Source organism: Pseudaeromonas aegiceratis (assembly GCF_046254905.1).
Classification (GTDB): domain Bacteria; phylum Pseudomonadota; class Gammaproteobacteria; order Enterobacterales; family Aeromonadaceae; genus Pseudaeromonas; species Pseudaeromonas aegiceratis.
Genome location: NZ_CP158016.1, coordinates 2,587,979 through 2,600,231, shown reverse-complemented (window position 1 = coordinate 2,600,231; position 12,253 = coordinate 2,587,979). Strand labels below are relative to the sequence as shown.

General features: G+C 64.6%; 9 protein-coding genes. 3 read left to right on the top strand and 6 right to left on the bottom strand.

Annotated elements, in window-relative coordinates:
- Positions 1-9 precede the first annotated feature (9 nt).
- The 4 genes from ABHF91_RS12235 to ABHF91_RS12220 all read right to left on the bottom strand — a co-directional run bounded on the left by ABHF91_RS12235 (position 10) and on the right by ABHF91_RS12220 (position 4,707).
- Entirely contained in the window at positions 10-1,638 is a 1,629-nt protein-coding gene (locus ABHF91_RS12235; protein WP_409420557.1) for an alpha-amylase family glycosyl hydrolase, read from the bottom strand.
- 205 nt (positions 1,639-1,843) lie between these two features.
- Positions 1,844-3,280, bottom strand: a complete 1,437-nt coding sequence (locus tag ABHF91_RS12230; RefSeq protein ID WP_409420556.1) for an ATP-binding protein — start codon at positions 3,278-3,280, stop codon at positions 1,844-1,846.
- Position 3,281: 1 nt separating this feature from the next.
- Positions 3,282-3,962, bottom strand: a complete 681-nt coding sequence (locus tag ABHF91_RS12225) for a response regulator (RefSeq protein ID WP_409420555.1) — start codon at positions 3,960-3,962, stop codon at positions 3,282-3,284.
- Between the two features lie 121 nt (positions 3,963-4,083).
- Positions 4,084-4,707 carry an arylesterase gene (locus ABHF91_RS12220; RefSeq protein WP_409423116.1) on the bottom strand — a complete coding sequence of 208 codons (624 nt, stop codon included), beginning with the start codon at positions 4,705-4,707 and terminating at the stop codon, positions 4,084-4,086.
- A gap of 4 nt (positions 4,708-4,711) precedes the next feature.
- On the opposite strand from ABHF91_RS12220, the gene ABHF91_RS12215 reads away from it, so the two are divergent.
- Complete coding sequence (locus ABHF91_RS12215) at positions 4,712-5,395, top strand: ABC transporter ATP-binding protein (protein ID WP_409420554.1); 684 nt, start codon at positions 4,712-4,714, stop codon at positions 5,393-5,395.
- Complete coding sequence (locus ABHF91_RS12210) at positions 5,392-7,830, top strand: ABC transporter permease (RefSeq protein WP_409420553.1); 2,439 nt, start codon at positions 5,392-5,394, stop codon at positions 7,828-7,830. Before ABHF91_RS12215 ends, ABHF91_RS12210 begins: the two co-directional genes overlap by 4 nt.
- Positions 7,831-7,840: 10 nt before the next feature.
- Here the strand turns inward: ABHF91_RS12210 and ABHF91_RS12205 are convergent, their stop codons facing one another.
- Positions 7,841-8,737: a TIGR01777 family oxidoreductase gene (locus ABHF91_RS12205; protein WP_409420552.1), complete on the bottom strand. Its 897-nt coding sequence runs from the start codon at positions 8,735-8,737 to the stop codon at positions 7,841-7,843.
- A 118-nt stretch (positions 8,738-8,855) separates the two neighbouring features.
- On the opposite strand from ABHF91_RS12205, the gene ABHF91_RS12200 reads away from it, so the two are divergent.
- On the top strand, positions 8,856-9,899 hold the full coding sequence (locus tag ABHF91_RS12200) for an AI-2E family transporter (protein WP_409420551.1): 1,044 nt from the start codon (positions 8,856-8,858) through the stop codon (positions 9,897-9,899).
- A gap of 178 nt (positions 9,900-10,077) precedes the next feature.
- Here ABHF91_RS12200 and pta read toward each other — a convergent pair whose 3' ends face one another.
- Entirely contained in the window at positions 10,078-12,225 is a 2,148-nt protein-coding gene (gene pta / locus ABHF91_RS12195) for a phosphate acetyltransferase (RefSeq protein WP_409423115.1), read from the bottom strand.
- Between the last annotated feature and the right edge of the window lie 28 nt (positions 12,226-12,253).

Sequence of the window (12,253 nt, the reverse complement as noted above, 5' to 3'; positions counted from 1 at the left end):
GCGTCAGTATCAGACTCCGGCAGGCAGCCGATAGATACGGATGGCCTGCGCCGGCAGGGTGAGGCTCAGGCTGCCGTCAGCATCTGTGGTGGGGCTGTCCGAGGCCCAGTCATCCAAGGGGCTCAGGCTGCTATTGGGCAGATCCAGATCCAGTGTCAGCGGGCTGGCTTCTTCCGCATAATTCAGCAGAACAAGCAGGGTGTCATCCTCGTATTGCCGGGTGTAGGCCAGTACGCGGTCGCTTTGCAGCAGCTGCAGTGTGCCAAGACGCAGGGCGGGGTTGGCCTTGCGGGCGGCGATCAGCCGCTGATAAAAATGCCACAGCGAGTCGGCGGCGGCCTGCTGATCTTGCACATTGTATTGCCCCTTGTTGCTGGCGTAGGCCCGAAAGGGGCTGCCGGTGGTAAAGCCACCGCTGGCGGTCCAGCTCATGGGGGCGCGCAGTGCCCAGTCGCCGGAATTGCCGGCGCTGTGGCCCATGCCGATCTCCTCGCCGTAGTAGATAAATGGCTGACCCGGCAGGGTCAGCTGGGTGGCTGCCGCCAGACGATAGCGGGCCAGATCGCCGTCAAAGTCCTCAATCAGGCGTACACCGGCAAAGGCGTCGTGGTTGCCCAGCATGACCCCCATGCGGGCCAGTGGTAGCTGCTGCAAGGTGTCGGCCAGATCACTGCTGACGCGCCCGGCCTTCACCGAGGCCCGTACCGCATCATTGAAACCAAAGGCAAACGCAGATCCGCAGGCATCGCTCTGGGCCGCACCTATGGCGTCCGTGGGCTCTTCACACACCATGTAGCGATGTTGGTAGTCATTGGTCACCAGTTGCTGGATGTCATACATGATGGCGTGGTTTTCCGGCTGGGATTCGTAGCTGTACTGGCCGTTCTCGACGAGCTGGCCCACGGCGTCGAAGCGGAAGCCATCCAGCCCCTGATTCAGCCAGTAGCGCAGGCTGTCATGGTGGTAGGCCAGCACGGTCTCATTCTTCAGATTGAAGTCGGGCATGTTTTCCCAAAAAACCCCGTAAAAATATCCCTGCCGGCCGGGATGCCAGCTGGGGTTGCCGTCCCAATTGGTCCAGCCCGGGTTGCTGTCGCGCCAGATGTACCAGTCGCGCTTGTCTCCCAACTGCTGATCTGAGTCTAAAAACAGGGGGTTATCGATGGCGCTGTGGTTGATCACATAGTCCATGATGATGCCCATGCCGCGGGCGTGGGCCGCCTCCAGCAGGGCTGCCAGGTCAGCCTGGCTGCCGTACTGTGTCTCCAGTGAGCGGTAATCACTGACGGCGTAACCGTGATCATGGTCGTAGCTGGCATTGATGGGCATCAGCCAGAGACCTTGGACCCCCAGCTGTTGCAGATAATCCAGTTGCTGCATCAGGCCCTGTAGATCGCCTATGCCATCTCCATCCGAGTCTTTATAACCCCGGACATAGATCTCCATGAAGACGGCCCCCTGATACCAGTTGTCGGGCAGGGCACTCTCCGGCTGGCTGATGCTGACCTGACTCAGATCCAGGCTGGCGCTGTAAGGGGTTTGACTTTTCGGTGGTTGCACCACCTGGGTATCGCTGCCACAGGCGGTGAGTAGCAGGGGGATCAGCAGGCAGAGCCGGATCGGGGACTGGAGGTGCATAGATCATCCTTAATGTTGTGCATCGTGGGTCCGGGGAGTCGGAGTGGCGATGGCAGCAGACCATAAAGACGACTCATATGAGCTTGTGTGAGAAGTGTGAAATCAGAGGTGGGTTTCGTTTGACTTTGTTAGCGAAAGCGCATTCAGCGACAAAACTAAAAGGAGCTGCGACCCGCTTCTAGCCGGCCGCAGCGCTGGGATAGTGTCAGGCGTGGGCGACGGGCTCTTCCATGCTGGCTTGGGCGATGGGCAGGGTGGCGATGATGGCCAGGCCGCCTTCGGACCGGTTGCGGGCCAGTATGGTGCCGCCATGGGCCTCGATGGCCCGCTTGGCGATGGCCAGCCCTAGGCCTTTGCCCTGGCTCTGATCGTGGTGATAGAAAGGGGTGAAGATGGTCTCCAGATCGCACTCCGGCACCCCGGGGCCCTGGTCGCAGCAACTCACCACCACCTGGCCTGCCGGCGCGTTGACGCTCACCGTCAGGTGCACCGGTGTCCCGCGGGGGCTGTGCTGCGCCGCGTTGCGGATGAGGTTGTCGAACGCCCGCAGCAACAGCTCGGCCCGGCCATGGAGCAGTATGTCGTCCTCGGCATCCAGCAGCAGGTCGAAGTGGCGTCCCTCGGCGGCATATTCGAAGCGGGCGTCATCCACCAGGCTTTGTAGCAGGGACACCAGATCCAGATAGTCATCTCCCGTGATGGGCACCTTGGCCTCCAGCTTGGCCAGGGTCAACACCTCTTCAATCATCTGGTTGAGTCTGTGGGTCTCATGCTCGATGCGCGACAGGGCGTCGTCGAAGCGATCCGGACTCTGGCGCGCCAGGCCCAGGGCCACCTGCACCCGGGCCAGCGGCGAACGCAGATCGTGGGAGACGTCGTGCAGCAACCGCTGCTGGGCGCCGATCAGGCTATTGAGCCGCTGGGCCATCAGATCTGCATCCCGTCCCAGCTGGCCCAGCTCGTCGTGGCGGTTGCCCATCTGCCGGCCGATCTGCAGATCGAAGCGACCATCCGCCACCTGGCGCAGGCCGTCCCGCAGCAGGCGGATGGGCTTGGCCAGATGCGCCGCCAGCAGGGCGCTGCACAGCAGGCTGGCCAGCATCATCAGCAGCGGCATGGTCAGGGGATGGTGCAACAGGAAGAAGAAGCCGGAAGGGGAGTTATTATCCCGCAGGCGGAACAGGTAGTAGGTCATCCCATTGGGGGCGGTCACCGAGAGGATCCGGGGATCCTGCTGCTGGATCAGCGGCTGCACCCGGGCCCATATCTCAGGGGACATGGGCATGCCCAGCTGTTCCCGCCCCTGGGCATCGGTCACCCGGATCTGTTGCTCCGGCGGCGGCATCCGCTCAGGTTTGAGATCGTTCTCCAGCAGGCCGTTGTTTCCATTCGGCGGGCCGAACATGTCCGGCGGCGGTACGGGTCGCAGACGGTAGAAGGTGTTGAGCAGCTGCACCCCCCCCTGGCGTATGGTATTGCCAAAGGTCTCCATGAGCTGGCGGCTCATGGGGGAGACATCCAGCGGGTCATCCAGTTTGCTCTTGTACTCCTCGTAGAGCACAGTGCCCACCTTGATGCCCCCCAGCAGCAACACCAGCGTCAACCAGAAGGTCAGCAGGATGCGCCAGAAGATGCTGGTCATGTCAGGCGGCTAACAGCTGGTAGCCCAGCCCTCGAATGGTCTGGATGGGGGAGCGGCCGTCAGACAGCATGCCCAGCTTTTGCCGCAGGTTGCTGATGTGGACGTCAATGCTGCGGTCGTAGCGGGTCAGGCTGCGGCCCAGCACCTGGCTGGACAGCTCCTCCTTGCTCACGGCACGACCGGCATGGCGGGCCAGCACTTCCAGCAGGTTGAATTCGGTACTGGTGAGATCCAGCACCTGCTCATCCCAGTAGGCCAGGCGGCGGCTGGGGGCCAGGCGCAGGGCACCGATCTGGTGATCCGCCAGGCCCTGTTGTTGTGGCTGACTGCGGCGCAGGATGGCGCGGATGCGGGCCACCAGCTCCCGCGGGGTGCAGGGCTTGGCCACATAATCGTCGGCCCCCAGCTCCAGACCCAGTATGCGGTCGATGTCATCGCCCTTGGCGGTGAGCATCAGAATGGGCACCTGGCTGTTGCCGCGCACCCGGCGTAGCACCTCGGCGCCATTGAGCTTGGGCAGCATCACGTCCAGCAGCATGATGTCGAACGATTCGGACAGGGCGTGGTGGACGGCGGATTCACCATCGTGGGCCTGCACCACTTCATAGCCCTCTATGGTCAAGTACTCGGCCTGCATCGCACACAGGTCCAGATCGTCATCTACTAGCAATACCCGGGTCATTCCTACTCATCCTACGGCTCAGGGAGGGTCCATCATACGAGTTGGCCTAGCCCGGACAAGGGGCTGGATCTCTTAGCGCTTTCTTTTACCTGTTTTTACATCCAGGCTGTTTCGTTTGGCATTAGCTGGCCCGGTTGACCTGGGCCTGGGTCAGCAGGGGGGCCAAAAAGCTGGCCACCTGGGTGGCGATCAGCGGCTGGGCTTCGGCGCGGGGGTGCAGACCATCTTCAAACAGCAGCGCGGGCTTATCATAGAGGGGTTCCAGCAAGAAGGGCATAAGGGGGATCGAATATTGCTGCGCCAACGCCGGGTAGATCCCCTCGAACCGGTCGATGAAGCGCCGGCCGTAGTTGCGTGGCAGGCGGATCTGCATCAGCACCACCTGGGCGCCGGCAGCCTGGCTCTGAGCTATGATGGCCGCCAGATTGTCCTGGGTCTGGTTGACGGGCAAGCCGCGCAGACCGTCGTTGGCACCCAGCTCCACCAGCACCCAATCCGGCTTATGTGACTGCAGCAGGCCAGGCAGACGGGTCAGCCCACCCTGGGTGGTTTCGCCGCTGACACTGGCATTGATCACCGTGAGGGGAGCTGCGGCCAGGGGCGGCTGGGCGTTGAGCAACCTGGGCCAGCTCTGCTCTGCCGTCATGCGGTAACCGGCACTCAGGCTATCCCCCAGCACCAGCAGGCTGAATCCCTGCCCCCAGGCAGGTATGCTTAGGACACCCCATAGACAGACGAGAAGCATGCGCATGACATCACCCTTGATGATAGAAGTACGGGATCTGACCCACAGGTTGCAGTGGGGGACCCAGACCCTGATCATCCTTGAAGGGATCCGGCTGGATGTCAAGGCAGGGGAGAGCCTGGCCCTGCTGGGGGCCTCGGGCTCAGGCAAGTCCACTCTGCTGGGGCTGCTGGCCGGACTGGATCTGCCCAGCAGCGGCAGCATTCGCCTGGCGGGGCAGGAGATCACCACGTTGGACGAGGAAGCTCGCGCCGCGCTGCGGGCCCGCCAGCTGGGCTTCATCTTTCAATCTTTCTTGCTGCTGCCCAGCTTCACCGCCCTGGAGAACGTCATGTTGCCGGGCGAGTTGGCGGGCCTGGCCGACCCGGAGGGTGCCGCCCGAGCCCTGCTGGCGGAGGTGGGGCTGGCTCAGCGTCTCGATCACCTGCCCAGTCAGCTGTCCGGTGGCGAACAGCAGCGGGTGGCCATCGCCCGCGCCTTCATGGGGCAGCCGGCGCTGCTGCTGGCGGATGAGCCCACCGGCAACCTGGACCGGCAGACCGGGCAGCACATCACGGATCTCCTGTTTGAGCTGAATCGCCGCCATGGTACCAGCCTGGTGATCGTGACCCACGACGCGGCCCTGGCGGCTCGCTGTGGCCGTCAGCTGCGGCTGGCGGGTGGCCGCTTGCAGGCGCCGGCGCTATGAACCGCCTGCTGCTGCGACTCATCGGCCGCGAGCTGTGGCGCGGCGAGCTGCGGGCCGTGGTGCTGGCCCTGGCTCTGAGTGTGGCTTGTGTGCTGAGCGTCGCCCTGGTGGCGGATCGTCTGCAACAGACTCTTACCCAGGGGGGACGCGAGTTTCTGGCCGGAGACCTGCAGCTGCGCAGCGCCGAGCCGGCGCCCCAGGCCTGGCTGGATGCCGCCCAGGCCCAGGGGCTGAGCTGGAGCCAGACCCTGGTGTTCAATTCCATGCTGTTTCACGACCAGGCGCTGCAGCTGGCCAGCATCAAGGCGGTGGGGCCCGGCTATCCCTTCTATGGTCAGCTGCAGTTGGAACCACCTGCTGCCGTCTCCACCGGCCGGATCTGGCTCTCCCCCGAACTGATGCGGCTGCTGCAGATCGAGGTGGGCCAATGGGTGGAGCTGGGGGATCTGGATCTGCAGGTGGCCGGCCGTGTGCTGCAGACTCCGGATGAGGGCTTCTCCCCCCTGTTGCTGGCCCCCCGGGCCCTGATTGCCCTGGCGGATGCCGAGGGCAGCGGCCTGCTGCTGCCCGGTAGCCGGCTGAGCTATCGCTATCAGTTCAAGGGGCCGGCGCAGACCCTGGCCCGCTGGCAATCCCAGGTGACGCCGCAGCTCGGCCCAGGTCAGCAGTTGGTGGGACCGGGGCAGGGGGAGGGGGAGGGGATGATGAGCCAGTCTCTGGCCCGTAGCGAGCGCTTCTTTCGCCTGGCGGCGCTGATCGGCCTGCTCTTGGGCTGTCTGGCCATCAGCCTGGCCATGGGCCGTTTTGCCCGGCGTCAGCAGGACATGATGGCCCTGCTCAAGGTGCTGGGTGCCCGGCGGCGCGCCCTGTGGTGGCTGATGAGCGGTCTGTTGCTGGCGGTGGCACTGGTCGGCGGACTGCTGGGGGCGCTGGCCGGGGTACTGCTGCAACTGGGCTTTATCCAGCTGCTGGGGGATCTGCTGCCTCGGGACTTGCCGCCACCGGGGCATTGGCCCTTTGTGCTGGGGGGCCTGTTGGCCCTGCTGGCGACCGTCCTGTTGAGCCTGTGGCCCTTCCTGCAACTGCTCAAGGTGCCACCGTTGCGGGTCTTGCGCCAGGGGTTGACCACAGGGCTGCCGGACTGGCTGGGTCAGCCCCTGCTGCTGCTGGGGGCCCTGCTGTTGTGCTGGTTGGTCACAGGTGACGGTCCCCTCACCCTGGCGCTGCTGGCCGGCCTCTTGCTGGTGGGCCTGGTGTTGACCCTGCTGCTGCGGCTGCTGTTGTGGCTGTTGCCCGCGGGGCGCCCTGGCTCGGGTCGTGCACTGGCGGTGCGTCAGTTGCGGCGCCAGGGTTGGCGCAGCGCGCTACAGGCTCAGGTGCTGGCCTTGCCGCTGATGCTGCTGGGTCTGCTGCTGGGGGTTAGGCAGGCCTTGTTATCGGATCTGTGGACCCAGTTGCCGGCAGACGCCCCCAACCGCTTCGTGCTGAACATAGCGCCCCAGGACAGGGCGCCCCTGACTCGGCTGCTGGCGGCACACGGTGTGGCCGAGCCCACCTATTACCCCGTGTTGCGGGGCCGCCTCACCGCCGTCAATGACGAGCCGGTGACCCAGCAGGAGGGCGAGTCGGGACGTGAGGGCATCCACCGCGAGCTGACCGTCACCTGGCTGACTGACTTGCCGGCTCACAATCGCCTGTTGGCGGGGTCTTGGTGGGGGCCAGGGCAGGGGCAACAGGTCTCGGTGGAAGCGGGTGTCGCCGAGCGGCTGGGGATCCGGCTGGGGGATTGGCTTAGCTTCGATCTGGCGGGGCAAGCGGTGCGAGCTCAGGTCAGCAGCCTGCGGCAGGTCAACTGGCAGGATCTGCAACCCAACTTCTTCATGATTTTCTCGCCGGATCTGTTTGCCCATCAGCCCAGTACCGCCATGGCCGGTCTGCACCTGCCGCCGGACAGCGGACTGGAGCTCGCTGTGGTGCGGCAGTTTCCGGCCCTTACCCTGATCAATGTGGATGAGCTGATGGCCAAGCTGCAGGCCATGAGCCGGCGGATCGGCAAGGCTCTGGGGTTGATGGCGGCCCTGATCACCCTGGCGGGTCTGCTGGTGTTGCTGGTTCAGCTGCAGGCGGAACTGGCCCGTCGTCAGCCGGCGCTGATCTTGATGCGGACCCTGGGGGCCAGCGCCCGGCAGCTCAAGGGGGCGTTGCGCTGGGAGCTGCTGACCCAGGGGGCCTTGGCCGGGCTGGCGGCGGCGGCCGGCGCCGAACTGGCCCTGTGGTCGAGCCATAGCCTGTGGAGTCCGTTGCCCTGGCGGGGCATGCCGGCCTTGTGGCTGGGGTTGCCGCTGACCGGCGCCCTGCTGGTGTGGCTGAGTACGGCGCCCGTGGTGGCGCGGCAGTTGCGCCAGGCCCTGGGGGCGCGCCTGCGGGCTTTCTGAGCCGTCTGCCTTAGCGCAGCAGGGCCGGCAGGGCCTGGTCCAGGCTGGGGTAATCGAAGGCAAAGCCCGCCGCCTGCAGGCGACTGGGCAGCACCCTCTGCCCCTTGAGCAGCAGCGAGGCTCGCTCGCCCAGCAGCAGGCTCAGCAGACCGGCGGGCAGGTGCAGCCAGTGGGGCCGCCCTAGCGCCTGGGCCAACTGGCGGGAGAAGTCGGCCTGGCTGATGGGCTGGGGGCTGGTCAGGTTATAGGCCCCCTGGCACTCGTCATGCTTGAGGAGAAAATCCAAGGCGCGCAGCAGATCTGGCAGGGCAATCCAGGAATAGATCTGCTGGCCCGCCCCCAGAGTGGCGCCCAGCCCCAACCGGTAGGCGGGCAGCATGCCGGCGAGGGCCCCGCCTTGTCTGCCCAGCACCATGCCCAGCCGCAACAGACAGACTCTGGCCCCCCACTGACTGGCCTCCTGGGCCAGTTCCTCCCAGCGGGCACAGATGTCGTGGGTAAAGCCGGGGGCTATGGTGCCCCGGGTTTCATCCAGCGCCTCGCCGCCGTGCCAGCCGTAGTAGCCCACCGCCGAGGCATTGAGCCAGACCCGCGGCTTGGGCTGACTGCGGCTCAACAGATCCACCAGGCGGGCGGTGATCTGCCAGCGGCTCTGGCCGATGCGCTGCTTCTGTGCCTGACTCCAGCGGCGACCCAGGATGGGCTCGCCCGCCAGATTGACGATGCCGTCGAAGGGGGTGAGATCCTGCAGCTGGCTGAGTTTGACAAAGTGGGGCTGGCGGCCCTTGCCCGGGCGGCGATGGGCGGCTGGCTCGCGACTGACCAGGGTCAGCTGGTGCTGGCCCTGCCAGTGTTGGCATAGCGCCTGGCCGATAAAGCCGCTGGCGCCTGTGATGAGTAGATGCATGGAGGCTCCTTGCCATAGGCCTGTTGCCAGCTTAGACCAAAAGTGGTCGGCGGCCCCGGTTGGTATTCGGCTGGCGCTGATTTACAGTGGTGCTCCAGACTGACTAGGAGCCTGCGTCATGAATGTCGAATCGTCCTTCTCCCCCTTGTTGCGCGGTCTGCTGGGATGCGCCTGCGTGGTGGTGGTGCTGGCGGGGATCAAGGCGGCCTCCCTGGTGGTGGTGCCGTTCGTGCTGGCCTGTTTCATCGCCCTGATCTGCCATCCCCTGGTCAACACCCTGGTGCGCTGGCGGCTACCCCGGGGCTTGGCCATTTTGCTGGTGGTGGCGGGCATAGTCCTCCTCTTGTTGGGCATGACCGGCATGGTGGGCAGCTCGGTGAACAGCTTCGCCCGGGAGGTGCCCCGTTATCGCAGCGAGCTGGGGGCCAGCTTCCACTGGCTGACCGACCTGCTGGCCCGCTTCAACATCAGCCTGACGCCGGATCTGCTGATGGAGTACCTGGATCCTGCCATGGCCATGAACCTGGCCAGCAACATGTTGAAGGGCTTCTCCAGCCTGATGTCCAACCTCTTCCTGTTGCTGCTCACCGTCATCTTCATGCTGATGGAGGCCCAGAGCCTGCCCCGCCGTCTGCACCTGGCGCTGGCGGATCCCCAGATGCGCATGTCCCAGCTGGATCGGTTTCTGGACTCGGTGAACCGCTACATGGCCATCAAGACCCTGATCAGCCTGGGCACCGGCCTGTTTGCCGGTGTGGCGGTCTGGCTCATCGGGGTGGATTACGCCCCCCTGTGGGGGCTGCTGGCCTTCTTGCTCAATTACATTCCCAACATCGGCTCCATCATAGCCGCCGTGCCGCCTGTGCTGCTGGCCCTGCTGCAGCTGGGCCCCGTGGGGGCGTCCGGGGTGGCGGCCGTCTATCTCTTTATCAACTTCGTGGCGGGGAACCTTATCGAGCCGCGGGTCATGGGGCGGGGCCTGGGGATCTCGGATCTGGTGGTCTTCCTCTCCTTGATCTTCTGGGGCTGGCTGCTGGGGCCGGTGGGCATGCTGCTGTCGGTGCCGCTGACCATGGTGGTGAAGATCGGCCTGGAGTCCAGCCAGGGGCTGGGTTGGCTGTCGGCCCTGCTGTCCAATGGCGAGGGGCTGCCCAGGTCCTAGGTTATCCCCAGATCCTGTGGGTAACTGTGTAGATTACTGGCGGGAAACCGGGAATTACTCCATTTACTATTTGTTTAATAAGGAATTTAACTTGAGTTGTTGCTCGGTTGGCCACTGGCTGACGAGCCGCCAATAAAAAAGGCCCCTGATGGGGCCTTTTGGTTTCCAGCGGCAGGCCTTAGTTGGCGTGCTCGGCCTGTTCGGCCTGGATCGCGGTCAGGGCTATGGTGTAGACGATGTCATCCACCAGGGCGCCACGGGACAGATCGTTCACCGGCTTGCGCATGCCTTGCAGCATGGGGCCGATGGAGACCAGATCTGCGGAGCGTTGTACCGCCTTGTAGGTGGTGTTGCCGGTGTTCAGATCCGGGAACACGAACACGGTAGCCTTACCAGCCACCGGGGAGTTCGGCGCCTTGGACAGGGCGACGTCGGCCATGATGGCGGCGTCGTACTGCAGCGGACCGTCCACGATCAGATCCGGACGCTTCTCCTTGGCGAGGCGGGTGGCTTCGCGCACCTTGTCCACGTCCGCGCCGGCGCCTGAGGTGCCGGTGGAGTAGGAGATCATGGCCACGCGGGGCTCGATGCCGAAGGCTGCGGCAGAATCAGCGGACTGGATGGCGATCTCGGCCAGCTGTTCTGCGTTGGGATCCGGGTTGATGGCGCAGTCGCCATACACCAGCACCTGATCCGGCAGCAGCATGAAGAAGATGGAGGAGACCAGGGAGGAGCCCGGGGCCGTCTTGATGATCTGCAGCGGCGGACGAATGGTGTTGGCGGTGGTGTGTACGGCACCGGACACCAGACCATCCACCTCGTTGCGCTCCAGCATCATGGTGCCCAGCACCACGTTGTCTTCCAGCTGTTCGCGGGCCACCACTTCGGTGATGCCCTTGGCCTTGCGCAGTTCCACCAGACGGGGCACATAGCGCTCGCGGGCGACGGCCGGGTCGATGATCTCGACGCGATCGTTGAGCACCACACCCTGCTGTTCGGCCACCCGACGGATTTCGTCCGGGTTACCCAGCAGCACAGGACGGGCGATGCCCCGCTCGGCACAGATGGCGGCGGCCTTGACGGTACGCGGCTCGTCCCCTTCCGGCAGCACGATGCGCTTGTTGGCCTTGCGGGCCAGCTCGGTGAGCTGGTAGCGGAAGGCGGGCGGGCTCAGCAGACGGGAGCGGGTGGAGACGGCGGTCAGGGACTCGATCCAGTGCTTGTCGATGTGGCCTGCCACATAGTCCTGCACCAGCTCGATGCGGGTCACGTCATCGGACGGGATCTCGACATTGAAGTTCTGCAGGCTGACGGCGGTCTGCCAGGTGTTGGTGCCGGTCATCAGGATGGGCAGGCCGGTGGCCATGGCCTGTTGGCACAGGGCCATCACCTGGGGCTCGGGGTGGTAGCCACCGGTGAGCAGCAGGGCGCCCAGCTTGACGCCGTTCATGGCGGCCAGACAGGCGGAGACGATGACGTCGGAGCGATCGCCGGAGGTCACCAGCAGGCTGCCGGGGCGGAAGTGTTCCACCATGTTGTGAATGGAGCGGGCGCAGAAGGTCACCTGGTTGAGGCGGCGCAGACCCAGTTCCCCTTCATGGATGGTGCTGGCATTGAGGTGCTTGGCCAGATCCTTGGCGCGGGGGGCGATCAGCTGGGTGTTCCAGGGGATGCAGCCGAGGATGCGCAGGGGGCTCTTGCCGAAGAATTGCAGCACTTCGAGATTGCTGGCCAGCTCGCCACCGCTGTGGTGGGCTTCAAACATCTCGGTGAGATCCGGACGGGTGACACCGTGCTCGTCTACCGGAGCACCCACCTTGTTGATGATGCAGCCGACGATGCGCTTGTTGTTGATGCCACCGAAGTTGGAACAGGCCAGTTCGATGCGCTCCTTGAGCTTCTGGCTGGAGTCGTTGCCCGGGTGGGTGACGAACACCATGTCGGCATCCAAGGCGGTGGCGACGTCGTAGTTGAGCTTGTTGGCGAACGGTTGTTTGTCCACCGGTACCAGGCCCTCGACCACCACCACTTCGGCGCCGCTCTCTTTCACATGGCTCTCATACAGGGCCACGATCTCTTCCAGCAGGATAGCGGTGTTGCTGGAGGTGATCATGTTCTCGGCATAAGCCAGGGAGAGCGGTTCCGGAGGGGTAATGTTGGAGCCGGCACGGATGACGGCGGTCGATGTTTCTGGGCCAGAGTGTCCGGGTCTCGGTTGGGCAACAGGCTTGAAGAAGCTGACGTTAACGCCATGGCGCTCCATCGCTCGGATCATACCGAGGCTGACGGAGGTGACGCCAACACCTGAGCCAATCGGGATAAGCATAATAGTGCGTGCCACTGATATATCCCCT

Bases quoted from the DNA above. Each gene is read 5' to 3' on its own strand.
- ABHF91_RS12235 (WP_409420557.1), bottom strand. From the start codon at position 1,638: ATGCACCTCCAGTCCCCGATCCGGCTCTGCCTGCTGATCCCCCTGCTA.
- ABHF91_RS12230 (WP_409420556.1), bottom strand. From the start codon at position 3,280: ATGACCAGCATCTTCTGGCGCATCCTGCTGACCTTCTGGTTGACGCTG.
- ABHF91_RS12225 (WP_409420555.1), bottom strand. From the start codon at position 3,962: ATGACCCGGGTATTGCTAGTAGATGACGATCTGGACCTGTGTGCGATG.
- ABHF91_RS12220 (WP_409423116.1), bottom strand. From the start codon at position 4,707: ATGCTTCTCGTCTGTCTATGGGGTGTCCTAAGCATACCTGCCTGGGGG.
- ABHF91_RS12215 (WP_409420554.1), top strand. From the start codon at position 4,712: ATGACATCACCCTTGATGATAGAAGTACGGGATCTGACCCACAGGTTG.
- ABHF91_RS12210 (WP_409420553.1), top strand. From the start codon at position 5,392: ATGAACCGCCTGCTGCTGCGACTCATCGGCCGCGAGCTGTGGCGCGGC.
- ABHF91_RS12205 (WP_409420552.1), bottom strand. From the start codon at position 8,737: ATGCATCTACTCATCACAGGCGCCAGCGGCTTTATCGGCCAGGCGCTA.
- ABHF91_RS12200 (WP_409420551.1), top strand. From the start codon at position 8,856: ATGAATGTCGAATCGTCCTTCTCCCCCTTGTTGCGCGGTCTGCTGGGA.
- pta (WP_409423115.1), bottom strand. From the start codon at position 12,225: ATGCTTATCCCGATTGGCTCAGGTGTTGGCGTCACCTCCGTCAGCCTC.